The 25,018-nt window shown below is 59.6% G+C and carries 21 protein-coding genes and 1 pseudogene; 12 read left to right on the forward strand and 10 right to left on the reverse strand.

What is annotated here, in order from left to right; genetic code table 11:
- The first annotated feature begins 184 nt into the window (after positions 1 to 184).
- Positions 185 to 2,383, forward strand: coding sequence for a hypothetical protein (locus tag D8U69_RS05100; protein ID WP_056856110.1), 2,199 nt, complete (start codon positions 185 to 187; stop codon positions 2,381 to 2,383).
- Between the two features lie 295 nt (positions 2,384 to 2,678).
- Here the strand turns inward: D8U69_RS05100 and D8U69_RS05105 are convergent, their stop codons facing one another.
- Positions 2,679 to 2,984 (reverse strand): DUF2288 domain-containing protein, encoded by a 306-nt coding sequence (locus D8U69_RS05105; protein WP_130906827.1) that lies wholly within the window; start codon positions 2,982 to 2,984, stop codon positions 2,679 to 2,681.
- 350 nt (positions 2,985 to 3,334) lie between these two features.
- Here D8U69_RS05105 and D8U69_RS05110 point away from each other — a divergent pair, with 350 nt between their 5' ends.
- The 5 genes from D8U69_RS05110 (at position 3,335) to D8U69_RS05130 (ending at position 8,338) form a co-directional block, all read left to right on the forward strand.
- A complete protein-coding gene (locus D8U69_RS05110; RefSeq protein WP_056856112.1) occupies positions 3,335 to 4,462 on the forward strand; it encodes a branched-chain amino acid ABC transporter substrate-binding protein in 1,128 nt (375 codons plus the stop codon).
- 233 nt (positions 4,463 to 4,695) lie between these two features.
- Positions 4,696 to 5,619 (forward strand): high-affinity branched-chain amino acid ABC transporter permease LivH, encoded by a 924-nt coding sequence (livH, locus tag D8U69_RS05115; RefSeq protein WP_130906828.1) that lies wholly within the window; start codon positions 4,696 to 4,698, stop codon positions 5,617 to 5,619.
- Complete coding sequence (locus D8U69_RS05120; protein ID WP_056856114.1) at positions 5,616 to 6,872, forward strand: high-affinity branched-chain amino acid ABC transporter permease LivM; 1,257 nt, start codon at positions 5,616 to 5,618, stop codon at positions 6,870 to 6,872. Before livH ends, D8U69_RS05120 begins: the two co-directional genes overlap by 4 nt.
- Positions 6,869 to 7,636 (forward strand): high-affinity branched-chain amino acid ABC transporter ATP-binding protein LivG, encoded by a 768-nt coding sequence (gene livG / locus D8U69_RS05125; protein ID WP_056856115.1) that lies wholly within the window; start codon positions 6,869 to 6,871, stop codon positions 7,634 to 7,636. Before D8U69_RS05120 ends, livG begins: the two co-directional genes overlap by 4 nt.
- Positions 7,637 to 8,338, forward strand: a complete 702-nt coding sequence (locus D8U69_RS05130; RefSeq protein ID WP_034146751.1) for an ABC transporter ATP-binding protein — start codon at positions 7,637 to 7,639, stop codon at positions 8,336 to 8,338.
- Between the two features lie 172 nt (positions 8,339 to 8,510).
- On the opposite strand, the gene D8U69_RS05135 is transcribed toward D8U69_RS05130, so the two are convergent.
- Complete coding sequence (locus D8U69_RS05135; RefSeq protein WP_130906829.1) at positions 8,511 to 9,419, reverse strand: LysR family transcriptional regulator; 909 nt, start codon at positions 9,417 to 9,419, stop codon at positions 8,511 to 8,513.
- Between the two features lie 106 nt (positions 9,420 to 9,525).
- Here D8U69_RS05135 and D8U69_RS05140 point away from each other — a divergent pair, with 106 nt between their 5' ends.
- Complete coding sequence (locus D8U69_RS05140) at positions 9,526 to 10,125, forward strand: short chain dehydrogenase (protein ID WP_130904364.1); 600 nt, start codon at positions 9,526 to 9,528, stop codon at positions 10,123 to 10,125.
- 12 nt (positions 10,126 to 10,137) lie between these two features.
- Here the strand turns inward: D8U69_RS05140 and D8U69_RS05145 are convergent, their stop codons facing one another.
- Entirely contained in the window at positions 10,138 to 10,497 is a 360-nt protein-coding gene (locus D8U69_RS05145) for a hypothetical protein (RefSeq protein ID WP_130906830.1), read from the reverse strand.
- Positions 10,498 to 10,670: 173 nt separating this feature from the next.
- Here D8U69_RS05145 and D8U69_RS05150 point away from each other — a divergent pair, with 173 nt between their 5' ends.
- Entirely contained in the window at positions 10,671 to 11,336 is a 666-nt protein-coding gene (locus tag D8U69_RS05150) for a hypothetical protein (RefSeq protein ID WP_130906831.1), read from the forward strand.
- Positions 11,337 to 11,431: 95 nt separating this feature from the next.
- A complete protein-coding gene (locus D8U69_RS05155; RefSeq protein ID WP_130904367.1) occupies positions 11,432 to 13,045 on the forward strand; it encodes an NAD(P)/FAD-dependent oxidoreductase in 1,614 nt (537 codons plus the stop codon).
- Positions 13,046 to 13,243: 198 nt separating this feature from the next.
- Here the strand turns inward: D8U69_RS05155 and D8U69_RS05160 are convergent.
- Positions 13,244 to 14,060 (reverse strand): annotated as a pseudogene (locus D8U69_RS05160) (pyridoxal-phosphate dependent enzyme).
- 249 nt (positions 14,061 to 14,309) lie between these two features.
- Here D8U69_RS05160 and nhaA point away from each other — a divergent pair.
- Positions 14,310 to 15,497 carry a Na+/H+ antiporter NhaA gene (nhaA, locus tag D8U69_RS05165; RefSeq protein WP_056856121.1) on the forward strand — a complete coding sequence of 396 codons (1,188 nt, stop codon included), beginning with the start codon at positions 14,310 to 14,312 and terminating at the stop codon, positions 15,495 to 15,497.
- 75 nt (positions 15,498 to 15,572) lie between these two features.
- On the opposite strand, the gene D8U69_RS05170 is transcribed toward nhaA, so the two are convergent.
- The gene (locus D8U69_RS05170; RefSeq protein ID WP_056856122.1) at positions 15,573 to 16,037 is read right to left on the reverse strand and encodes a glycine zipper 2TM domain-containing protein; all 465 of its coding nucleotides are present in this window, start codon (positions 16,035 to 16,037) and stop codon (positions 15,573 to 15,575) included.
- Between the two features lie 169 nt (positions 16,038 to 16,206).
- Between D8U69_RS05170 and D8U69_RS05175 the strand changes: the two genes are divergently transcribed.
- Positions 16,207 to 16,443 carry a hypothetical protein gene (locus D8U69_RS05175; RefSeq protein WP_056856123.1) on the forward strand — a complete coding sequence of 79 codons (237 nt, stop codon included), beginning with the start codon at positions 16,207 to 16,209 and terminating at the stop codon, positions 16,441 to 16,443.
- Positions 16,444 to 16,448: 5 nt separating this feature from the next.
- Here D8U69_RS05175 and pdxH read toward each other — a convergent pair whose 3' ends face one another.
- The 5 genes from pdxH to dinG all read right to left on the reverse strand — a co-directional run bounded on the left by pdxH (position 16,449) and on the right by dinG (position 24,446).
- A complete protein-coding gene (pdxH, locus tag D8U69_RS05180; protein WP_130906832.1) occupies positions 16,449 to 17,096 on the reverse strand; it encodes a pyridoxamine 5'-phosphate oxidase in 648 nt (215 codons plus the stop codon).
- Positions 17,097 to 17,120: 24 nt separating this feature from the next.
- Complete coding sequence (locus tag D8U69_RS05185) at positions 17,121 to 18,212, reverse strand: OmpA family protein (protein ID WP_130904369.1); 1,092 nt, start codon at positions 18,210 to 18,212, stop codon at positions 17,121 to 17,123.
- Between the two features lie 114 nt (positions 18,213 to 18,326).
- The gene (locus tag D8U69_RS05190; protein WP_056856126.1) at positions 18,327 to 19,472 is read right to left on the reverse strand and encodes a serine hydrolase domain-containing protein; all 1,146 of its coding nucleotides are present in this window, start codon (positions 19,470 to 19,472) and stop codon (positions 18,327 to 18,329) included.
- 232 nt (positions 19,473 to 19,704) lie between these two features.
- On the reverse strand, positions 19,705 to 22,206 hold the full coding sequence (locus D8U69_RS05195) for a beta-galactosidase (RefSeq protein ID WP_130906833.1): 2,502 nt from the start codon (positions 22,204 to 22,206) through the stop codon (positions 19,705 to 19,707).
- 95 nt (positions 22,207 to 22,301) lie between these two features.
- Entirely contained in the window at positions 22,302 to 24,446 is a 2,145-nt protein-coding gene (gene dinG, locus D8U69_RS05200; RefSeq protein ID WP_130904371.1) for an ATP-dependent DNA helicase DinG, read from the reverse strand.
- Between the two features lie 99 nt (positions 24,447 to 24,545).
- Between dinG and D8U69_RS05205 the strand changes: the two genes are divergently transcribed.
- Complete coding sequence (locus tag D8U69_RS05205; protein ID WP_130906834.1) at positions 24,546 to 25,004, forward strand: CopD family protein; 459 nt, start codon at positions 24,546 to 24,548, stop codon at positions 25,002 to 25,004.
- Positions 25,005 to 25,018: the final 14 nt, after the last annotated feature.

The following is a 25,018-nucleotide window of genomic DNA, read 5'->3' on the forward strand; positions in this document are numbered from 1 at the left end:
ATTAAAGATCGCCAAATCTTGGCCGATTTATCATGACTTAGGAAAGGATTCCCCCGAGCGACGTTCAGGCCACGGCACTGACGCTTGGGCCAAATACGCGCTGATAAAAGACGCGAGATCTTATTCCGTGACGGTTTGACGACAGCCTGTCGCCCGACCAACCAGCCCAGGTACATGGCGAACAATGACTTCTAAAAATAACCCGGCCACCGCGATTTCCGACCTGACGCTGAGCCCGGCGGCGAACAGCCCCGCACCGTCGAAGCCATTGCCGCCATCGCGCCCGCTGGCGAGCCAGCAATACCTGTACTTCACCGAAACCAATACCGACCGTATCCTCGACAACCTCGACGGCCTGCGCGACATGGTGTTCCCGCGTCCGCCCCACCTGGAAGGCGACAACGAACAGTACAGCGATCAGGAATTCCCGTCGGTGTGCCTGATCGGCCTGGGCCGCTGCGGTTCGAACATTGCGCTGGATGTCGCGGAGCTGGTGTACAACGCCCGCAAGTTCTACCTCAACGAATTCAACAGCGAAGATCGCCTGTCGCCGGACAAGCGTTTTGCCGAAAAGGGCTACAGTCCGGCCCAGTGGATCCGCAACAACCTGCGCCTGGGCCAGAACAAAAACACCAAGCCGGTATTTCTGGTCGAGCCACTGGTGATGCTCGGCGACCTGGACAAAGACATCGCCGGTCGCATCCGCTTCTCGCGCAAAGGCGAAAAAAGCGGCTTCCTGCGCGATTACAGCAAAATGAAAATCATGGACTTGTCGGAAGTCCATGCCGGTGGCGCCGGTAACGCGCCGATTCTCGGCCAGTACCTGGCCAAGATCATCCTGAACAAGGACACCCAGCGTTTCTCCAGCCCTGACTGGAAAATGATTCACTCGTACCTGATCGACAGCTGCGGCATCAAGGCCAACCAGTCGCGCCTGTATTTCTCGATCTTCAGTGCTGGCGGCGGTACCGGTTCGGGCATGGCCTCGGAATTCGGCCTGGCCCAGCAGCACTCGTACATGAACAAGACGTTCGACACCAAGCCGATGGACGAGCACGACAGCAAGAGCGGTCATTCCTTCGTCTTCGAGCCGATCTTCACCAGCGGCATCTGCGTACTGCCGAACATTTCCGATCATCGCAGCGAAATGTCCGAAGCGCTGCACATCAACGCCGGTCGCTTGCTGTGCAAATACCTGTCGGAAGAATGGGACTTTTCCTACAACTTCGCCAATGAAGACAGCAGCGAAGCGAGCGTCATGGGCCGTATCCGCCCATGGAACGCAATGATGCTGATCTCCAACGACATCATGCGTTATGCCGAAGAAAACGATGACGGCAACATCCAGAACATTGATGTCAATGCGATGGAAAAGCACGCCAACCAATACATTTCGCAGCAGATCTTCAACATTCTGACAGCGCAGGCGGTCACCACCGACTACGACCAGAACTATTTCCGTCGCGCCGGCATCGACATCGGCGAAACCATCCGCCTGGACGCCAACGACCTGTTCATGAGCCTGGCCGGCCCCGTGGCGATTGCCTATGCCGAATCCGTGGTGCCGGAAACCCCGCCGCCAAGCAGCGACAAATTCAAGGTCTTCGAAAAAGAGCCGCAGCGCCTGAACATCGACGACCTGTTCTTCCGCTCGATCGACCTGCCGCACTTCAACAAAGTCACCCAGGCCATCGAAGGCATCAGTCTGTTGCCGATCGAGTCCAAGCGTTATCGCGCATCGCTGGAGCAGTACAAGAATTCGGGTTATGACGCCGCCGCGCTGCACGACCTGCACTTCTTCAAGAACTGCTCGTCGGTGGTGTCGATCGTTTCCCTGCCGAAAGATTACAAGCTGTCGTACATGGACCTGAACCGGTTGAAGACACACCTCAACAGCCTGTTCCCCAACACCACGCTCAAGCGTTACGCGCTGGTGATCGGCGCCTCGGCCAACCTGTCGCTGACCACCCTGATCGCCAAGAGCCCGTGCCTGTCGGACGACTTCCTGACCCTGATCGTGGCGTTCATCAAACGTTGCTTCGCGAAAAACCCGTACCGCTTCGACGAGACGCTGGACAACTCGATCCTGGACTTCATCATCAATGAACACTTTGACGAGGACCTGATCGACGACCTGCTCAACGAATTCGAGAACCCGGCGAAGATCCTCGATACCAACTGGTATGCGATCAAACCGATGTACGAGAAGAAATACCGCGAGCTGATCAACGACAAGGACAAGTTCGTTTCGATCAACGATATCCGCCTGTCCCGGGATTGCGTGAAGAAGGCAATCAAGTACCTGCGCGAGATCTACCGTCATCGCATAGGCAAGACCAAGGTTATTTCGTTGAATAACCATACGGGTAAAACCGCCTACTAAGTGTCTCCAGATCGTTCCCATGCTCCGCGTGGGAATGCCTCATCGGACGCTCTGCGTCCGCTTGGGACGCGGAGCGTCCCTGGCTGCGTTCCCACGCAGAGCGTGGGAACGATCACAATTCACCACTTTCCAACATCCAGAAACAATTAAGCAGCCCTCAGGCTGCTCTCTCAACTGTTCCCGTTACGTTTACGTCACCGTGAGGCTGTGGCCTTTCTCTACGGCAACCTGCCATCACGCTACTCGGCTACACACTTTCGGGCGGTCACACCGCGCACCATAAAGGTGCGCACTATCAGGACTGCGCCCTTTCCTGAATCATAATCCACGGCGAAACCACCACCGCCCACAGATGCGGATCACGTTCAAATAGATCCAGCGCCCGCGTTTCAGACAGCTTGGCGAGCTGGTCTTCGGCCAGCCAGGCAGCCACTTTCTCGCGTTCATCACTCGCTACGGCTTCTGCCGCGGCGATCAGATCCAGGCTCGCGTCGACCCATAATAGGGCACCCTTGGCAAAGAACGGCTCCAGTTCCTTCCAGGTAATAGATGCGGTTTCACCAAGCAGTTTGGCATAGAGGGTGCTAGGTTCTTCAGTCATGGGTCCGGTCCGGAAAAGAAATCGACGCAATGATAACGTCGGTGGTCTGGCAGAAAAACCCAGATGCAATTTGTGTCACTGATCGAAAAGAGCAGGAAGGCCAAGGAATGCACGGAATCTGGCTATAAGCCTTTCAACGCCCCGCCGCAATTCTGTCTTTTTCTTTCAAAATGGCGACACCCCCAAGTTTTGCCCCCTGGCGCCAGCTTCCCAGGCTGACAATCGGCGCTCTACACTGTACCGGTACAGTTGCCGGGGGGCATTTCCGGGGGATGTCGTAGATATCTGACCCGGTTCTGCTGCCAACGGCGCCAGGACTATAAAAACTACAACAGTAAGAGTGGAGCACTATGACTAAGGCTACTAAGCAGATTTCCAAACTGTTTGCCGCTATGGTTCTGGCCGGGGTTGCCAGCCATTCGTTCGCAGCTGACACCATCAAGATCGGCATCGCCGGCCCCAAGACCGGCCCTGTAGCCCAATACGGCGACATGCAGTTCAGTGGCGCCAAAATGGCCATCGAACAGATCAACGCCAAAGGCGGCGTAGACGGCAAGAAACTCGAAGCCGTTGAATACGATGACGCCTGTGATCCAAAACAAGCCGTGGCCGTAGCGAACAAAGTCGTCAACGACGGCGTCAAGTTCGTGGTGGGTCACCTGTGCTCCAGCTCCACTCAACCGGCTTCGGACATCTACGAAGACGAAGGCGTGATCATGATCACCCCGGCTGCCACCAGCCCGGACATCACCGCCCGTGGTTACAAAATGGTCTTCCGTACCATCGGTCTGGACAGCGCCCAGGGCCCTGCCGCCGGTAACTACATCGCCGACTACGTCAAACCGAAGATCGTTGCTGTTTTGCACGACAAACAGCAATACGGTGAAGGCATCGCCACCGCCGTCAAAACCACTCTTGAGAAGAAAGGCGTGAAAGTCGCCGTGTTCGAAGGCGTCAACGCCGGCGACAAGGACTTCTCTTCGATGATCGCCAAGCTCAAGCAAGCCAACGTCGACTTCGTCTACTACGGCGGCTACCACCCGGAGCTGGGCCTGATCCTGCGTCAATCCCAGGAAAAAGGCCTGAAAGCCAAGTTCATGGGTCCGGAAGGCGTGGGTAACGACTCCATTTCGCAGATCGCCAAAGACGCTTCCGAAGGCCTGCTGGTGACCCTGCCGAAATCCTTCGACCAGGATCCGGCCAACGTTGCCCTGGCTGATGCGTTCAAAGCCAAGAAAGAAGACCCGAGCGGTCCATTCGTGTTCCCGGCCTACTCGGCTGTGACCGTGATTGCCGACGGTATCAAGGCTGCCAAGTCCGAAGACTCCGCCAAAGTGGCTGAAGCCATCCACAAAGGCACCTTCAAGACCCCTACCGGCGACCTGAGCTTCGACGAGAAAGGCGACCTGAAAGACTTCAAATTCGTGGTTTACGAGTGGCACTTCGGCAAACCAAAAACTGAAGCCAAGCCTCAGTAAGGCGCTGCCTGACTGACTGCCAACAAAGCCCACGGCGTGCCGTGGGCTTTGTTTTACGAATGTATCTGGGCCGCGCTGGCGTGATCCGCCAGTCTCCCCACCTGAAAATCTCAAAACCGTCATCAGCGGTTCGCTGGCAAACCCCGAATTCGAAGTGGATGCAGATCCACGGGGCTCGGGCGGGAAAATGACTCCACCAGTGAAATGCGTATCAGGTTTTTAGGAGCGCTGTAATGCCTGACATCTATCACTTCTTCCAACAGCTGGTTAATGGCCTGACCATTGGCAGCACGTATGCCCTGATCGCCATCGGCTATACGATGGTTTACGGCATCATTGGAATGATCAACTTCGCCCACGGCGAGGTGTACATGATCGGTTCCTACGTGGCGTTCATCGCCATCGCCGGGCTGGCCATGATGGGACTCGACAGTGTTCCGCTGTTGATGACCGCCGCTTTCATCGCCACCATCGTGGTGACCAGTGCCTACGGTTACAGCATCGAACGGATCGCCTACCGCCCCTTGCGCGGCAGCAACCGTCTGATCCCGCTGATCTCCGCCATCGGTATGTCGATCTTCCTGCAGAACACGGTTCTGCTGGCGCAAGACTCCAAGGACAAATCCATCCCCAACCTGATTCCGGGCAACTTTGCCTTCGGGCCAGGTGGCGCACATGAAGTGCTGATTTCCTACATGCAAATCGTGGTGTTCGTGGTGACCCTGATCGCCATGCTCGGCCTGACCCTGTTCATCTCCCGCTCTCGCCTGGGCCGCGCCTGCCGCGCCTGCGCCGAAGACATCAAGATGGCCAACCTGCTGGGTATCAACACCAACAACATCATCGCCCTGACCTTCGTCATCGGTGCCGCGCTGGCGGCCATCGCCGCCGTGCTGCTGAGCATGCAATACGGCGTGATCAACCCGAACGCCGGTTTCCTGGTCGGCCTCAAGGCCTTTACCGCAGCGGTACTGGGCGGTATCGGCAGCATTCCGGGCGCCATGCTCGGCGGGCTCGTGTTGGGTGTGGCGGAAGCCTTTGGTGCCGATATCTTCGGCGACCAGTACAAGGACGTCGTGGCGTTCGGCCTGCTGGTTCTGGTGCTGTTGTTCCGGCCAACCGGCCTGCTGGGCCGTCCGGAGGTTGAGAAGGTATGACTAGGAATCTTAAACAGGCGCTGTTCAGCGCCTTGCTGGTGTGGGCCGTGGCCTACCCGGTACTCGGTCTGAAGCTGACCATCGTCGGCATCAACCTCGAGGTGCATGGCACCAGCACCGCTACCCTGATCACCATCGCCGTGTGTTCGGTGCTGATGTTCCTGCGTGTGCTGTTCGACCAGCAGATCAGTTCGGCCTGGCGTTCTTCGCCAAGCATGCCGCTGATTCCGGCCAAGGCCAGCAACTTCCTGACCCTGCCGACCACCCAGCGCTGGATCATCATTGCGTTGATCGCCGGTGCACTGGTCTGGCCGTTCTTCGGCTCCCGCGGTGCGGTGGATATCGCCACGCTGGTGTTGATCTACGTGATGCTCGGTCTCGGCCTGAACATCGTGGTCGGCCTGGCTGGCCTGCTCGACCTCGGATACGTCGGTTTCTATGCCGTCGGCGCCTACAGCTACGCGCTGCTGTCGCACTACTATGGTCTGAGTTTCTGGATCTGCCTGCCGATTGCCGGCCTGATGGCGGCCACCTTCGGCTTCCTGCTCGGTTTCCCGGTACTGCGCTTGCGCGGCGACTACCTGGCGATCGTGACCCTGGGCTTCGGTGAAATCATCCGTCTGTTCCTGCGTAACCTGACCGATATCACCGGCGGCCCGAACGGCATCAGCAACATCGAGAAGCCAACGTTCTTCGGCCTGACCTTCGAACGTAAAGCCGCGGAGGGTCTGCAAACCTTCCACGAGTACTTCGGTCTGGAATACAACTCGATCAACAAGGTGATTTTCCTCTACCTGGTCGCGCTGTTCCTGGCACTGGCTGCACTGTTCGTCATCAACCGCTTGCTGCGCATGCCTCTGGGCCGTGCCTGGGAAGCGTTGCGCGAAGACGAAATCGCCTGCCGTGCGCTCGGTCTGAACCCGACGGTGATCAAGCTTTCCGCGTTCACTCTCGGCGCAGCATTCGCCGGTTTTGCCGGCAGCTTCTTCGCTGCCCGTCAGGGCCTGGTAACGCCGGAATCCTTCACCTTCATCGAGTCGGCGATCATCCTCGCCATCGTGGTGCTCGGTGGCATGGGCTCGCAGCTGGGCGTCATCCTCGCTGCCGTGGTGATGATCCTGTTGCCGGAAATGATGCGTGAGTTCAGTGAATACCGCATGTTGATGTTCGGTGCCTTGATGGTACTGATGATGATCTGGCGCCCTCAGGGTCTGCTGCCCATGCAACGTCCTCACATGGAGCTGCGCAAATGAGCCGCGAGATCCTTAAAGTAGAAAACCTGAGCATGCGCTTCGGCGGCTTGCTGGCGGTCAATGGCGTGGCCTTGAGCGTGAAAGAGAAACAAGTGGTTGCCCTGATCGGCCCCAACGGCGCCGGCAAGACCACCGTGTTCAACTGCCTGACCGGCTTCTACAAGCCGAGCGGTGGCAGCATCCTGCTGGACGGCGAGCCGATCGAAGGCCTGCCGGGTCACAAGATCGCCCTCAAAGGCGTGGTGCGTACTTTCCAGAACGTGCGGTTGTTCAAGGACATGACCGCGGTCGAGAACCTCTTGATCGCCCAGCACCGTCACCTGAACACCAACTTCCTGTCCGGCCTGTTCAAGACCCCGTCGTTCCGCAAGAGCGAACGCGAGGCCATGGACTTCGCCGAGTACTGGCTGGAAAAGGTCAACCTGAAAGAGTTCGCCAACCGTCCGGCCGGCACCCTGGCCTACGGTCAGCAACGTCGCCTGGAAATCGCCCGCTGCATGATGACCCGCCCGCGGATCCTCATGCTCGACGAACCGGCCGCCGGCCTGAACCCGAAGGAAACCGAAGACCTGAAGGCGCTGATCAGCGTGTTGCGTGAAGAGCACAATGTCACCGTGCTGCTGATCGAACACGACATGAAACTGGTCATGAGCATTTCCGACCACATCGTCGTGATCAACCAGGGTACCCCTCTGGCCGACGGTACGCCGGAACAGATCCGCGACAATCCTGAAGTGATCAAAGCCTACCTGGGGGAAGCGTAAATGCTGCAGTTCGAAAACGTTTCCACCTTCTACGGCAAGATCCAGGCCCTGCACAGTGTCAACGTCGAAGTCCGTCAGGGCGAAATCGTGACCCTGATCGGCGCCAACGGTGCCGGCAAGTCCACGTTGCTGATGACCCTGTGCGGTTCACCGCGCGCCCACAGCGGCAGCATCCGCTACATGGGTGAAGAACTGGTCGGCCAGGACTCCTCGCAGATCATGCGCAAGAGCATTGCCGTGGTGCCGGAAGGTCGTCGGGTGTTTTCTCGTCTGACCGTCGAAGAGAACCTGTCCATGGGCGGGTTCTTCACCGCCAAGGGCGACTACCAGGAGCAAATGGACAAGGTCCTCGGACTTTTCCCACGCCTGAAAGAACGCTTCAGCCAGCGCGGCGGCACCATGTCCGGCGGCGAACAGCAAATGCTCGCCATCGGCCGTGCGCTGATGAGCAAGCCCAAGCTGCTGCTGCTCGACGAGCCGTCGCTGGGTCTGGCACCGATCATCATCCAGCAGATCTTCGACATCATCGAACAGCTGCGCAAGGACGGCGTGACGGTGTTCCTGGTCGAGCAAAACGCCAACCAGGCGCTGAAAATCGCTGACCGCGCCTACGTTCTCGAGAACGGCCGGGTAGTGATGCAAGGCACTGGTGAAGCGCTGCTGACTGACCCGAAAGTGCGCGAAGCGTACCTCGGCGGCTAACTTCAGCGGTAAACAGAAAACGGCCTTCGGGCCGTTTTTTCTTATCCTGCCAGACTCCCTTGGCCGATCGTTCCCACGCTCTGCGTGGGAATGCAGCCCTGGACGCTCCGCGTCCCAAGCGGACGCAGAGCGTCCGGCGAGGCATTCCCACGCAGAGCGTGGGAACGATCTGTTAGAGCCTGTCCAACACCTCCCCGCTGCGCTTGAACCAGCCAATCAAATAGTCCGCCAACACCTGCGTACGCTTTGGCAATCCGCCCTGATACGGATGCACCAGATACATCGGCATAATTCGTGTCTGATAATCACGCAAAAGCCAATGCAAACGGCCGTCAGCCAATTCCGCCGACAGCAAGTAGGACGGCAGGCGCGCAATGCCGGCGCCAGTGAGTACGGCTTTCTTCAACAGGCTGTAATGATTGCTGGCAAACGGCCCCGAAACCCGCACTCGCAACAGTTCGTGCTGTTGGTGATACAACCATTCTTCACGACCACTGTAATGGCTGTTGAGCAGGCAACGATGTTCGGCCAGTGCCTGGGGGGTCTGCGGTTCGCCGTATTGCTCCAGATAGGCCGGGCTGGCACAGGTCATTTCATGCCAGGCCAGCAGCGGACGTGCCACCAGCCGCTGGTCGATGGCCACGTCGGCGCGGATCGCCAGATCGAAGCCATCGCGAGACAAGTCACGGTAATTGTTGTTGAGCTCCAGTTCGATCTGCACTTCGGGGTGTTTGGCCGAAAACTCCAACAGCAACCCATCAAAGAAGGTTTCCCCCAACGACACCGGCACCGTCATGCGCACCGGGCCGGCCATGTCGTCCTTCAACCGCGCCAGGGCCTGGCGTGCGCGCTCGACCTGGGTCACCAGTGCCTGCGCCTGCGGCAACAACGCCGCGCCGGCAGCTGTCAGGCTCAAGCGCCGCGTGGTGCGCTGCAACAAAACCACAGAGAACTGTGCCTCCAATTGACTGATGCGTTTGGACAATTGGCCCTTGCTGCAACCCAGTTGCTGCGCAGCCAAGGTAAAACTGCCCGCTTCTACCAATACCGCGAACGCCGCCAGATCATCCATCTCACTCATTGATTGTTTCCAATTGAAAACCAAAGGTTGCCTATTAGTGCGCTTATCCAGATAAAAAACCACTCTAGACTGAGCACTCATTCAATCCACTTGAGGATCAGTACCCATGAAAATTCTTTTGATCGGCGCAGGCGGCACCATTGGTTCGGCAGTCGACAAGGAGCTGTCCCAGCGCCACGAGATCGTGCGCATCGGCCGCAACAGCGGCGATTTTCAGGTGGATATCAGTGACGGTGCTTCGATTCGCAAACTGTTCGAGCAGACCGGAAAATTCGATGCGCTGATCTGCGCCGCCGGCAACGTGACCTTCGCACCACTGGCAGAAATGAGTGAGGAAAGTTTCGCCCTGGGCCTGAAAGACAAGTTGATGGGCCAGGTCAACCTGCTGCTGATCGGCCGCGAGTTCGCCAATGACGGCGCCTCGTTCACCTTCACCACGGGTGTGCTCAGCCACGATCCGATTCGCAGTGGTGCCTCGGCAGCGCTGGTCAACGGTGCGCTGGACAGCTTCGTCCGCGCCGCCGCTATCGAACTGCCACGTGGCCTGCGCGTGAACTCGATCAGTCCGAACGTGCTGGTCGAAGCCATGGGCAAATACGCCCCGTACTTCCGTGGCTTCAAACCGGTTCCGGCAGCGGATGTGGCATTGGCCTACGCCAAAAGCGTGGAAGGCCTGCAAACCGGCCAGACCTTTCACGTGGGCTGACCCGGTTCAAGCTCAATCGACCAATGTGGGCAAAAGGTCTTTGGCCACGGCTTTCGGGATGGAAACCCTGAACTGTGAGCCCAGGACCGATTGCACTGTCGCGGTAGAGACCTTCCAGCCATTGATCGACAGCGTCAATTGTTGGCCCAGGGAAGCACGAGAAATGTTCTGCATTCTCTCGGTGGCTTCAGGACTGAGCGTGACATTCATTTCAAACGTCGATTGAAGTCTGTCGTCATCCTTCAACAGCACATCCATCCGGGTGAAATCGGTTGCCGAGGACAAATTGATCTCGGCAGCCTGACTGGCCGTGGCCGCCCCCATCATCACCGGCAACAACAACCCGATCTTCCAGCCCACTGCCTTCTTCACATCCACCCCCTGCAAAAAAGTGACAGCTTACCGTTGGCATCCTGGTATTCGGCTTTGGATTTACCTCAAGTTGTTGCCGATAAATCGACCTCAGATTTGCCGCAGACAAACTCCAGTCTTGTGATGAACGGTCAGCCTGAGTAACGTGGCGGCACTTGTCAGGAGACCCCAAGATGCGTGCTGCCCGTTCCTTAGTTCTCGTTGCCCTGCTTCCTCTATTCGCCGCTTGCCAATTGTTCGATGGCCAGCGTGAGAGTGCTACCCACGTCGGCCAGACCCGCATGCAAGGCCAGTTGAGTGCAGCCGACGGGAAGCTGTTGTTCCAGCCGTGCGGTGAGCAGCGACGTTATGTGGTCAACGACACGGGCGGCACCAGCGTATTGCAACAGGCCGCTACGCTGGCCGATGCCAAAGGCAAGCTGTTCGCCGATGTGCGCGGGCGGATCGTTGCGGGTGATGGCGACGGCCAGCTCGACCTGCAGCAGTTGTACCGCGTCGAGCGCTCGGGCAATGGATGCGAGGATGCCAATTTCAAATTGCTGATTCTGCGCGCCGCCGGTCACACCCCGGAGTGGAACGTGAAAGTCAGCGGCAAGGGCATGGTCATCGACCGCGCCGGCCAGCCGCCATTGGCAGTGCCTTACGTTGAAGAGCAATTGGGCGATGGCCGCTTCAACCTCAGCACCGAAGCCAATAACCAGCACATCGAATTGTGGGTCGCGCCGCAACGCTGCGTCGACAGCAGCACTGGCAGCATTCAACACATGAGCGCCGAACTGCGCGTCGATGGTCAGGTGCAGCGCGGTTGCGGGTATTTCGGCGGCTCGCGCGACGACTGATCGTTTAAGCCTCACGGGACCGGGCTTTTGGAGCTTATAATCGCCGGCTTCAAACGCCCTGGCGCAGTTGTGCGCCCCGCGAACCGGATCCCGCCATGTTACGAATCACCGAACTCAAGTTGCCGATCGACCATCCCGAAGAAGACCTGCGCCCTGCCATCGTGCAGCGCTTAGGCCTTGCCAGCGATGATTTGCTCGATTTCACCTTGTTCAAGCGCAGCTACGATGCGCGCAAAAAGTCCTCCGAATTGTGCTTCATCTACACCATCGACCTCAACGTTCGCGATGAGGCGGCGGTGCTGCACAAGTTCGCCGATGACCGTAACGTCAACGTGGCACCGGATGTCAGCTACAAAGAGGTTGGCCAGGCGCCGGCCGACCTGAGCGTGCGCCCGATCGTCGTCGGTTTCGGCCCGTGCGGGATTTTCGCCGGCCTGCTGCTTGCGCAAATGGGCTTCAAGCCGATCATTCTCGAACGCGGCACCGAAGTGCGCCAGCGCACCAAGGACACCTGGGGCCTGTGGCGCAAAAGCGTGCTCAACCCTGAGTCCAACGTGCAGTTCGGCGAAGGCGGCGCGGGGACGTTCTCCGACGGCAAGCTCTACAGCCAGATCAAGGACCCGAAATTCCTCGGTCGCAAAGTCCTGCACGAATTCGTCAAGGCCGGCGCGCCGGAAGAAATCCTTTACGTCAGCAAGCCGCACATCGGTACGTTCCGTCTGACCGGTGTCGTGGAAAACATGCGTGAGCAGATTCGTGCATTGGGCGGCGAAGTTCGATTCCAGCAGCGGGTTACCGACGTGCTGATCGAAGACGGCCAACTGGTCGGCGTAGAACTCGATGGCGGCGAACAGATTCATTCCAAACACGTGATCCTGGCCCTCGGCCACAGTGCCCGCGATACCTTCCGCATGCTCCACGGTCGCGGCGTGTACATGGAAGCCAAACCGTTCTCGGTGGGTTTCCGTATTGAGCATCCGCAATCGCTGATCGACCGTGCGCGCCTGGGCAAGTACGCCGGCCACCCAAAGCTTGGCGCCGCCGACTACAAACTGGTGCACCACGCCAAGAACGGCCGTTCGGTCTACAGCTTCTGCATGTGCCCGGGCGGCACGGTGGTGGCGGCGACTTCCGAGCCGAACCGCGTGGTCACCAATGGCATGAGCCAGTACTCGCGCAACGAACGCAATGCCAACTCCGGGATCGTCGTCGGCATTACGCCGGAAGTCGATTACCCGGGCGGCCCGCTGGCCGGGATCGAGTTGCAGGAGCGTCTGGAATCCCACGCTTTTGTATTGGGCGGCAGCAATTACGAAGCGCCAGCTCAACTGGTCGGCGACTTTATTGCGGGCAAGCCGTCCACCGAGCTGGGTAGCGTTGAACCGTCCTACAAACCGGGTGTTGCGTTGGGCGATCTGGCCCTGGCATTACCGGACTTCGCCATTGAGGCCATTCGCGAAGCACTGCCAGCGTTCGAGAAACAAATTCGCGGTTACTCGCTGCACGATGCCGTGTTGACCGGCATCGAGACCCGCACCTCGTCGCCGCTGCGTATTACCCGCAATGAGTCGATGCAGAGCCTGAACGTAAAAGGCCTGTTCCCGGCGGGCGAAGGCGCAGGTTATGCGGGCGGGATTCTGTCGGCCGGTGTGGACGGGATTCGCATTGCCGAGGCAGTGGCGCGGGATATCCTGGGCCTGGAGGCCTGATACGAAATCTTTGAAACAAACACTGTACCCGTGGCGAGGAAGCTTGTCGGATCGCCGCACCGTCCCGCCGGGCTGCGCAGCAGTCCTTTTTAGGGCCGCTTCGCGCCCCAGCGGGACGGTGCGGCGATCCGACAAGCTCCCTCGCCACGGGTACAGTGTTCTTCCCTTAAGTGAACAGCATTATCTGTAGGAGCGAGGCTAAATATTGGCGCGTAACACGCTCGCCGGCAGCGGTTCACCTCGCTCCGCACTGGCGGCAACCGCCGCCTTCAATCCGCTCAACTCATACCCTTGGTCCTTGAGCCATTTCTGATCGTAATAGGTGTCGGCATAACGCTCGCCACTGTCACACAGAATCGCCACCATCGACCCCGACTCCCCTGCCGCCTTCATATGCTGCGCAGCCATCAACGCGCCGATCAGGTTAGTGCCGCTCGACCCGCCGACATGCCGCCCCAACCGCTCGGCCAGGTAATGCATCGCCGCCAGCGACAGTGCATCCGGCACCTTGACCATTGCATCAATGACCTTGGGCAGGAACGATGCTTCTACCCGTGGCCGGCCAATACCTTCGATCCGCGAACCGTGGTCCAGGCGCAGGCTGGCATCGCCGGTCTGGTAGTAATCGAAAAATACCGAGCGCTCGGCTTTGGCCACCATAAAAGGCGATCTGCGCGATCTTTTCCCTGGAAGTGGTCGCGGGCATTACTGCAATGAACGGCAAGCCCAGCATGCGCGCAAAGTACGCTTCGGAAATCGCCGTCGAACCGCTGGAGGCTTCGATGACCGGTGCCCCGGGCTTGAGCCAGCCGTTGCACAGCGCATACAGGAACAGCGATCGCGCCAGCCGGTGCTTGAGGCTGCCGGTGGGATGACTGGATTCATCCTTGAAGTACAACTCGATGCCCGGAAAACCCGGCAGCGGCAAAGGGATCAGATGGGTATCGGCGCTGCGCTGAAAGTCGGCTTCAATGATCCGGATGGCTTCGCGGGCCCACTGTCGGTTGTCGCTCATGGTGGTTTTCTCGTTGTATCGGGCAGGAATTGGCCTTGCAACAGGGCTCAATCAGCAAGCTTAGGAAAAAACCTACATTCAGCACAGATACAGCTGCGCTCCAATACGTCGGGCAACTGCTAGGCTCAGTCCTCAGCACGGGAGTGCCTTGTAACGACATATAACAAAAAAGAATATAACTTTTGTTTTAACAACTAACGGGAATTGTTAGGGTGTAACACCTTTTGAATTCACAGATGGAGAGCAACCTTGCCTCTGCGTAGCACTTTCACGCGTTTCTTTCAGTTGGAAGCTGCCAGCGGTCTGTTATTGATCGCCGCTGCCGTTCTGGCTTTGATCATCAACAATTCGCCGCTGTCATGGCTTTACAACGGCCTGTTGGAAACCCCCGTGGTGGCCCAGATCGGCGCGCTGAAAATCGCCAAACCGTTGCTGCTGTGGATCAACGATGGCCTGATGGCGCTGTTCTTCCTGCTGATCGGCCTGGAAGTGAAGCGCGAAGTCCTCGACGGTCAACTGTCCAAGCCGTCACAGATCGTCCTGCCCGGCGCGGCAGCAATTGGCGGCATGGTCGTACCGGCGCTGATCTACTGGTTTCTCAACCGCGACAACCCGCCAGCCCTCAGCGGTTGGGCGATCCCGACCGCCACCGACATCGCCTTCGCCCTTGGCGTGCTGGCGCTGTTGGGCAAACGGGTTCCGGTGTCGCTGAAACTGTTCCTCATGACCCTGGCCATCATTGATGACCTCGGTGCAATCATCATCATTGCGATTTTCTACTCCGGCGCACTGTCGACCCTGTCGCTGGCACTGGCAGCGGCCTGCATCGCGGCGCTGATCGGTATGAACCGGCTCGGGGTGGTCAAGCTCGGGCCGTACATGATTATTGGTCTGATCCTCTGGGTCTGCGTACTCAAGAGCGGCGTGCACGCCACGCTGGCCGGTGTCACCCTGGCCTTCTGCATTCCGCTGCGCACAAAAAACGCCGAGCCTTCGCCACTGCTGACGCTCGAACACGCCCTGCACCCTTGGGTGGCCTACGGCATCCTGCCGTTGTTCGCCTTCGCCAATGCGGGGCTTTCCCTGAGCGGCGTTACCGCCGAAAACTTCACTCACGATGTGCCAATGGGCATCGCCATCGGCCTGCTGCTGGGCAAGACCGTCGGCGTGTTCGGCCTGACCTGGCTGGCGGTAAAAATCGGCATCGCCGCCCTGCCCCAAGGCGCCAATTGGGGCCAGGTGCTGGGTGTGGCGATTCTCTGCGGAATCGGTTTCACCATGAGCCTTTTCGTCGGTTCCCTGGCCTTCGAGCCGGGCGTCAGCGACTACGCCGGTATGGACCGCATGGGAATTTTGACCGGTTCGATTCTGGCGGCTCTGATCGGTTATGCGGTCACGGCCATGGCGAGTCGCAAGCGTGATCCTCAGAGCGCATAGCCCTGAGTGTTAAGGCACGTTCATAAAAAACCCCGACCAGTTACCTGATCGGGGTTTTCTTTTACCCGATTACGCTTAGTGCGTAACGCGGCTCGTGCCGTCAACGGTTGCGATTCGAACACGTTCACCCACGCGGAACACTTCGTTTTCCTGAACCTGTTGCACGTAGGCACGCATGCTGCCGTCGTCTTCGCGGACGGTGATTTCCACGCCTTGGGTGCGGGTCAGGCCTTCTTCGGCCGCCGAACCCACCAGGCCACCGGCAACTGCACCGATGACCGCTGCAACGATACTGCCGCGACCGCCACCGATGGCACTGCCACCAACACCGCCAACGGCTGCGCCGGCGAGGCCGCCGATCGGGGTCTTGGTGCCTTCGATTTTTACCGGGCGCAATGCTTCGATCGTACCCATGCGAACCGTCTGCACGCGACGCGCTTCGTCACGGGAGTAGGAGTCACCGGTCAGGCTCGATTGGCAACCAGTGAGCAACATCGCCATCGTGGAAAAGGAAGCAACCAGCAGAACAGACTTACGCATAGCATCAACTCCAAAGGACAGGTATTCATTAAACTCCGCAGCTTGACGCCTGTCACGGCATCGCCCGGATAAAAATGATTTCATTCAGTTCCGGTACAGGGCCTGTGCGCGATTTTCATCACACAGTAGCGACCATTTCGGCAATCTGCGCCGCTGCCCGAGGATTTTCATGGATTACTTTATCATCGTCGTGACGACCGTTGCCGGTCTGTACTTCCACTATTGGCTGTACGTACGGATCAAACGCTGGATGGACCGCGACCTGGCACTGGCGTTAGCCGGGAATGACGAACGCAAAAAAGCGTTCATGCTCCAGCAACTGGCGAACGCTCAGGCGCAAAAGATCAAGCGTCGAGACTTGCCGCAATGGCTGGAGGCCGCTGCGGCAGGCTATCTCGAGCGGTAGACTGCTTAGGGTGCCAGGCGTTCAAGAATCCAGCCGGAGCCCTGCAAGCGATAGTTGAGACGGTCATGGAGACGGCTCGGACGGCCCTGCCAGAACTCGATGCGCTCCGGCAGCAGGCGATAACCACCCCAATGTTCAGGGCAGTGTGGCTGGCTATCGCTGAAACGCTGCTCGGTATCCTTCAGCAGTTTTTCCAGTTCAGCACGGTCGGCGATCACCCGGCTTTGCGGTGATGCCCACGCGCCAAGGCGGCTGCCCAAAGGTCGAACCTGGTAGTAGGCATCGGATTCTTGTGGCGTAACTTTCACCACCCGCCCTTCGATCCGAACCTGACGTTCCAGGGTCGGCCAGAAAAACGTCATGGCCCCGAACGGATTCGCCGCCAGCTGTTGACCCTTGGCACTGTCGTAGTTGGTGAAGAAGGTGAAGCCCTTTTCGTCCAAACCCTTGAGCAGCAGGATGCGGCAATGCGGCCGACCGTCCGGGTCGACCGTGGCCAAGGTCATGGCGTTCGCTTCCACCGGTGCCTGTTCGGTTTTCACCGCGTCGGCGAACCACTGGTGGAACAGCGCAAACGGCTCGACCGGGGCTTGCGCCTCGGTCAGGCCATCACGGGTGTAATCGCGGCGCATATCAGCCAGGGCCTTGGTCATGGCGCATTCCTTTTGATTAACGAATCACTTCTTTGTGCTATCGGCCGCGGCGACTTTCTTGGTATCGGTAGCCGCTTTGGCCGGTGCAGTCTTTTTCGCCGGCGTTGCGGTTTTAGCCGGGGTCTTTTTGGCGGCCGCTTTCTTGGCCGGTGCTTTTTTCGTCGCAGGCACGGCGGCCTTCTTGGCGGCTGGGGCCGGGGTCACAGGCTTGGCCACCGGTTTGATGTCCTGCGCTGCCACCAGGGTGACCGGCGCCGGAGCCGGCATATTGTACTTGCTCAGCAAGGCAACCATGGTGTTTTGCGGGGTCACCAGCAATTCCACGCGACGGTTCAAGGCGCGTCCTTCAACGCTGTCGTTGGCGGCACGCGGGGCTTCGCCACCCATGCCGCGCAGCATCAGGCGATCACGTTGCAGACCACTGAGACGGAAAATCGCCGCAACAGCCTGGGCACGCTCCTGGCTCAACTTGACGTTGGCGGGCGCTGCACCCGAGGTGTCGCTGTGACCGAGTACCAACACGGCAGTCTTGGGATCGACTTCGAGAATTTTCGCGACCCGGGTGAACGGGCCGAGGGTCACCGGCAGCAACATGGCCGGGCGATCCGGGTTGAACGAGCCTTCGACAGGCGCCGTCACTACCAGCACGTTTTCACGGCGCTCGAGTTGCAGGTTGCTGTCCTTGATCGCGGTACGCAAACGCGGCTCGTACTCGTCGAGCCAGGCCTGGGTGACTTTCGGATCCGGCATTGGCACGACTTTGGCGGCGCTCTGCTCTTTGCCGCCGAACGGCCACCACCATTTGCCGCCTGCATCGGCATCGGCCTTGGCTACTGCGGCAGGTTTGGCTTCAGGCTTTGATTCCGGCTTGGCGGCAGACTTGCTCGCGTCGTCATCGGAACCGAACGGCCAGTACCAGGGGCTGGTGCTTTCAGTCTTGGCTACCGCCGCGCTGGCGGCAGGCTTCACGGGAGTTGGGGCAGGTTCTTTTGCGGCGACTTTGTCGGAAGATCCGAACGGCCACCAGCTGCCGCCATCCGCATCATTTTTAGGATTCTGTGCGCAACCGGTAATAGCGAAGCACAGTGCCAAAGCGAGGGTTGGTTTGGTTGACATTGGATATCCACAAAAATGAAGTCATAAAAAATCAGGCCGGATCGGCCCGCATAAACAGACGCTTTGAAACTGAAAAGGCTTTCGGGTTCCAGCTCCGGGAACCTTCAGCGGGTTTTACAGACAAGTGGCCAGTACCCGCACAAGCTTTTGTGCGCGCGGATCCATCAAGACGTACGGCCCCAGTGTATTTGTCACAAAACCGAAAGCCACATCGTGCTCCGGGTCAGCAAAACCAATGGAGCCACCTGCGCCCGGATGCCCGAACGCTCGTGGACCCAGACCGAATGTCGCGTTGGGCACATCCGGTTGATCGAGCATGCAACCCAGACCGAATCGGGTCCGGGTCAGTAGTGTCTTGTCCTCGCCGAGGCTGTGCTCGCGGGTCAACTCGTCGAGCATCTCGCCTTCGAGCAAGCTGCCGTCCAGCAAACCGGCGTAAAAACCGGCCAGGCTTCGGGCATTGCCGTGACCATTGGCTGCGGGTTGCTGCATGCGCCGCCATTCCGGTTTGTTGGTGCTGGTGAGGACCGACGGCGGGTTGGTGAACGCGCGCGTGGTCATGGCCGTGGGTTCGCGCATGGTCACTTGCAACAGGCGCTGGGCAGCGGCGTCGCCGACGTTGCCTTTGCCGCGAGCGATATGCGCCACGCGATGGAACTCTTCGTCCGCCAGACCGACGTGGAAATCCAGGCCCAATGGCTTGGCGACCCGCGCCACGATCGATTCACCTGGCCCACGACCATCGGCGCGTCGCAGCAATTCGCCGATCAGCCAGCCATAGGTGATTGCCGCATATCCGTGACCTTCACCCGGCGTCCACCACGGTGCTTCGGCGGCCAGGGCGCCGACCATGGTTGGCCAATCGTAAAGGGCTTCGGGCGCCAGCAACTCGCGCAATGCCGGCAAACCGGCCTGATGACAGAGCAGTTGGCGCAGGGTCACGGCTTCTTTGCCAGCCGCGGCAAATTCAGGCCAATAACGGGCAACGGGTGCGTCCAGTTGCAGCTTGCCTTCGGCGACCAGCTGCAACGCAGTGACGGCGGTGAAGGTTTTGGTGCAAGAAAACAGGTTGGCGATGGTGTCGCTGTGCCATGCCTCGGCGCCATCCTTGTCGGCGGTGCCGGACCAGAGGTCGAGCACGGTTTCGCCACCGATCTTGATGCACAACGCCGCGCCACGCTCCTGGGGATCGTCGAACAGTGCCGCGAATGCCTCACGCACTGCCTCGAACTTAAGCTCGTAATGACCCTGAATCTGCACCCGCAACTCCCCGGATAAACGCTCTACAAAGTGGCCCGCATTGTTCCAGCCCTTGACGGTTTTGGGAACAGGGTCGGGCCGGGCGGTCAATCACCCCTGGAAGTGATCGACAAATTGGCGTCGGCACTGATGCCTTCGCGGGCAAGCCTCGCTCCTGCGGTCATCGCGACCTTCACAAAACCTTTAGGCGCGAGGCTTGCCCGCGAAAAACGATAACGCGGTGCATCTGGACTCAATGCCCCTTGCCGGAATGCCCACCGGCGCCCTTCCCCGGGCCTTTGCCGGCGTTGGCCTCTCTTCCGCCCTCGGCATCATGACTGACCTTGTCCGCCTCGGCTGCGGCTTTCTCGGCCTCCTTGGCCAGCTGATCGACCGCCGCCAGATTGCTTTTGCGCACGCTATCGACAAAACCCTGGAATGGCAGATCAGTGATCCCTACCAGACCAAAATGGCCATTTTCGCCATCCAGCAGACGCCCGGTCACGGGTTGATCGAGGTATTGGAACCAGTGCACCCCAACGATAGACGGTTCGTTCAGAGCCTTTTTGAGGAAGTTCGCATAGGCCGGGCCGCGATCGTCTTCCTTCGCCAATTGCGTCACGCCGCCCCAGAATGGGCCGCGATCAGTCGAGCCGAAGTTGAATTCAGTGATTAACACCGGTTTGTCGAGGCTGCGCAGTTTGGTGAAGTCGTAACCGTCCTGCGGTTGCAAGGTGTACATGTTGAAGCTCAGGACGTCGCAATACTGGGCACAGGACTCAACGGCTTCCGGGGTGGTGATGGCAAATCGACCACCGAGCAACAGCTGGTTCGGCGCGTGCCACTTGAGCGAGTCGGAAATGGTCTTGAAGTAGGTATCGGCGAAGACTTTCTGGAAGTATTTGAAATCGGCCTCGATTTCCGGGTGCTCGGCGCTCGGCAGCGGTGGCACGAACCCAGGGTCTTCCATCAGCTCCCAGGCTGGCAGATCAATGCCCCAGGCTTTCGACAATCCGGCCTGATTGCGGTACTTGTCGCGCAGTTGCTTGAGAAACGCACGCTTGGCCGGCACGTCAGTGGTCATTTTCAAGGTGCCGTAAGCCAAGGCATATCGGGCTTTCGGGTCGTCGCCGGGACCGGCCCAGGCCAGTTCGTTGTCGGCGTAGTAACCGATCAGCCATGGATCGTCGCGATGATCACGGGTGGCAATCGCTACGGCGCGTTCGGTGGCCATGGCGAAGCGTGGATCGAACGGGTCAGGCATGCCGCCCCACCAGTCGCTACCGGTACTGATGCTGGCGTAATCACCGACGATCGACAGCGGTAAGGTGTATGGCACGCGGTCCGCGTTGGCCAGTGATGGCGCGCTCCAGTTGCCTACGGTGTTGAAGCCCCAGGCTTGCAGACGGTCGAGGGTATGGCCGGTCCAGCGTTTTTCGTCGAATGCCACTTTGCAGGGTTCGGCGGGTGCCAGCTCGGCTGTTTTAGCGGCGGTCGCGTCGACGGCATCAGTTTTGGCCGCTTCGGCAATACCGGATCCAGCACTTGAAGGCGCTACGGCTGGCTCGACGGCTTTTTCTGCCGTTGCTTCTACCGCGTCTGCCTTGGCGGCTGCCGCAACACCGGCCTTGGTGTCGCTGCCCAGCGCGCAAGGGTCGCCGTACAAACGCTGCAAGTTGGCGCCGTAAAAATCGTACCAGCGACCGGAGTTGTAGCCTCGTCCCTGGTCGACACCATTGCCGCCGCGGTTATCCCCTTCGCCGAAATGGCTGGCCAAAGGCTCCTCAGGCTTGGGCAGGGATTCGAACATCCACTCGCGACCGGCGACATACGTCTGGCTGACGTCCGCAGCGACCGAGTTGACTCCCAACGAATAAAACGGGTGCCCTTCAGGGGTCACCAGATACCAGCGACCATCACGCTTCTCGGTACGAAAAAAACCGCTGGCCTTGAACGCAGGGCCTTTGTTCCAGCCGCCGAACTTGTCCAGCGAAGCCTTCTCGCGCTCGGCCAACCAGGTTTTCAGCTGTTGTTGTTCCTTGGCCGCGGCGCTTTTCAGTTGTTCATCGCCAGCGACCTTCTCCGGCCATTTGGCCCGGGTCGATTGACCATAAGCGTCCACCAGGCCGCCATACACCGCTTGGGTAACGGACTCGCCATCCTGTACGCCAAAGCGCTCGAGCAAGATGCTCTGGGCGACTTGCGGTTGATCCATCGACACAGTGACCGACACCACCTGGCGGCGATCCAGCTCGCCGACGCTGCTGGCCAACAGGATGCGCTGACCGTCGACGGACATCGGCATTGGCGGGCCGGCTTTCATGCCCTGATTCAGCGGCGACGTCGGCTGCAGCGGCACCAGCAGGGTTTGCGCCGGACCGGCCGGCAAATCGACACGGCTGACCAGTGTCTTGCCATCGTTGCTCTGAATAGTCACGTACAGGGTCACGGCCCAGTTCATCGCACTCTGGATTCGCAGGCTCATCACGCCCGATTGCGACCAGTCCCAGGCGCCGGTTTGCGGGCTCAGGCGCAGGGTTGGCCTGGCCACCGGGTTGAATGTCACCCGGCGCAGCACTTCGCCCTCGGGGGTTTGCTCGGCGTTGGATTGCGGCAGGCTGGCGTCCTGAGTCGCCACCTGGACCACGTCGGCGGGGCGTACAAAGTTGAACAGCGTCTGTTGTCCGGCGGGAGCCGCCAGCAAGGGCGATGCGAACAACAGGGCAAAAACGGCAGGCAACGAACGGCGAATCATGAGAACGAAATTCTCCCTAAGACCTTCAATGGGCCAATGGAAAAGCGATGGCTGAAAGATAGACAACGCGGCGGGCAAAACTGCCCACCGGTGTTTCAGGAAATTTCACGCCGGAAAGGCGGCAACGCATTGAGGATCGCTTTGCCATAGCGCTGGGTCACCAGACGCCGGTCGAGCAAAGTGATGGTGCCGCGGTCTTCTTCGGTGCGCAGCAAGCGCCCGCAGGCCTGGACCAGTTTCAGCGAGGCATCCGGCACGGAGATTTCCATGAACGGATTGCCGCCACGGGCTTCGATCCATTCCGCCAGTGCCGCTTCGACAGGGTCATCCGGCACCGAGAACGGAATTTTGGCGATGACCACGTGCTCGCAATAGGCACCCGGCAGGTCGACCCCTTCGGCAAAGCTTGCCAGGCCGAACAACACGCTGGAATCACCGCCATCGACCCTCGCCTTGTGCTTGTTCAGGGTTTCCTGTTTCGACAGGTTGCCTTGAATGAACACCTGCTTGCGCCAGTCGCGATCGAGGCCGTCGAACACGTCCTGCATCTGCTTGCGCGAGGAGAACAGCACCAATGTACCGCGCGAACCTTCGACCAGGTCCGGCAGATCGCGGATGATCGCCGCGGTGTGCGCCGCCGCATCACGTGGGTCGGCGTTCAGGTTCGGCACTCGCAACACACCGGCATCGGCATGATGAAACGGGCTCGGTACCACGGCGGTGACCGCTTTTTTCGGCAGGCCGGCGCGCATGCGGAAGCGGTCGAAGGTGCCGAGGGCCGTCAGGGTCGCCGAAGTGACCAAGCAGCCATGGGCTACGTTCCACAGGTTGCGTCGGAGCATTTGCGCCGCGAGGATCGGGCTGGCGTTGACCTCGATGTCGAACAGCGAGCCGCTTTCGGCCAGGGTCAACCAACGGGCCATGGGCGGGTTGTCTTCAGGGTCTTCAGCGGTAAACGCCACCCACAACTCCCAGTTGCCGGAAGAACGGGACAACAGGCTGCCGAACAGCGGATACCACTCTTCGGCCTGGTTGCTGGCGATGCCGATGTTGACCTCGCCGTCCATACCTTCCTTGAGCAGTTCGGTGAGGCGCGTGAACAGGTCGGTCAGGCGGGCAAAGCCTTTCTTCAACTCGATGCCCATCTCACGCATGTGCTCGGGAATCACTCCGCCGACGAAGCGATGACGCGGGCGTTCGCGACCTTCGACATCTTCGCCGGGCTTGAAATCGGCGGCCTGTTCGCAGGCGGTGAACATGAATTGTTGCTGGGTCTTGATCTCCCGAGCCAGCTCCGGCACCTGCTCGATCAACTTGCCCAGATCCCCGGGCAACGGGTGTTGCGCCAGCAGTTTGGTCAGGTTCTTTGCCGTGGTTTCCAGCCAGTCGGCGGTGGAGCGCAGGCGCGTGTAGTGGGCGAAGTGGCCGATGGCCTTGTCTGGCAGGTGGTGGCCTTCGTCGAACACGTAGATGGTGTCGCGCGGGTCCGGCAGCACAGCGCCGCCGCCCAACGCCAGGTCAGCCAGCACCATGTCGTGGTTGGTGACGATCACGTCTACCTTGCCCATGCCTTCGCGGGCCTTGTAGAAGGCGCACTGGCCGAAGTTCGGGCAATGACGGTTGGTGCATTGGCTGTGATCGGTGGTCAAGCGTGCCCAATCGGCGTCTTCGAGCGCGGTGGACCAGCTGTCGCGGTCGCCGTCCCACTTATTGCCGGCGAGTTTCTCGATCATGCTGGTGAACAGCTTCTGGCTGGCCTCATCGACCTCGATCTTGAAACCTTCTTCTTCGAACAACTGCGCCGTGGCGGTTTGCGCGTGGCCTTCCTGGAGCAACATGTCGAGCTTGGACAGGCACATGTAGCGCCCGCGCCCCTTGGCCAGGGCGAAGCTGAAATTCAGCCCGCTGTTGCGCATCAGGTCGGGCAGATCCTTGTAGACGATCTGCTCCTGCAGGGCGACGGTGGCCGTGGCGATCACCAGGCGCTTGCCAGCGGCCTTGGCGGTGGGGATCGCCGCCAGGCTGTAGGCCACGGTCTTGCCAGTACCGGTGCCGGCTTCCACCGCGACAATCGCGGGGTCGCCACTGCGCCGGCCTTCGTCGTCGGTGTCGATATCACCGAGGACTTTGGCAACTTCGGCGATCATCAGGCGTTGGCCGTAGCGCGGCTTGAGGCTCTTGGCTTCGAGAAAACGCGAGTAGGCGCCCTGGATCGTGGTTTTGAGTTCAGTGCTGATCATGAATTGTCGGGCGCAAAAAACGCTGGATAAATTTTCAGTAGTTTGATTCGGCCGCTATCATACCCCGCTAATGAATCCCGCGCAGAACGGAGTACCCGAATGACACCTTTTAGCCTTGTTTATAGCCTGCATGTCCTCGCCGCACTGGTGTGGGTGGGCGGCATGTTTTTCGCCTGGATGGTCTTGCGTCCCGCGGCGATGACAGCGCTTGAGGGTCCTGCCCGCTTGAAGCTGTGGATTGAAGTGTTTCAAGGTTTTTTCCGCTGGGTCTGGGGGGCGGTCGTGCTGTTGCCAGTCAGTGGCGTGGTCATGCTGAATCTGAATTTCAGCGGTTTTGAACACGCGCCGCGCTATGTGCAGGTGATGATGGGGTTGTTTGTGGTGATGACGGCATTGTTCATCAGGATTCAGGCGTTGATGCTGCCGGAGTTGCGCGCGGCTGTGCTGGCGCAGGACTGGCCGGCGGGGGCTGCGGTACTGGGAAGGATCCGCCGCCTGGTGGGGATCAACTTGATTGTCGGGTTGGTCGTGGTAGTTGTTGCTGCCGCTCGACCATGATCGTTCCCACGCAG

The sequence above is a fragment of the Pseudomonas sp. Sample_16 genome (genome assembly GCF_004307665.1).
Taxonomy (GTDB): domain Bacteria; phylum Pseudomonadota; class Gammaproteobacteria; order Pseudomonadales; family Pseudomonadaceae; genus Aquipseudomonas.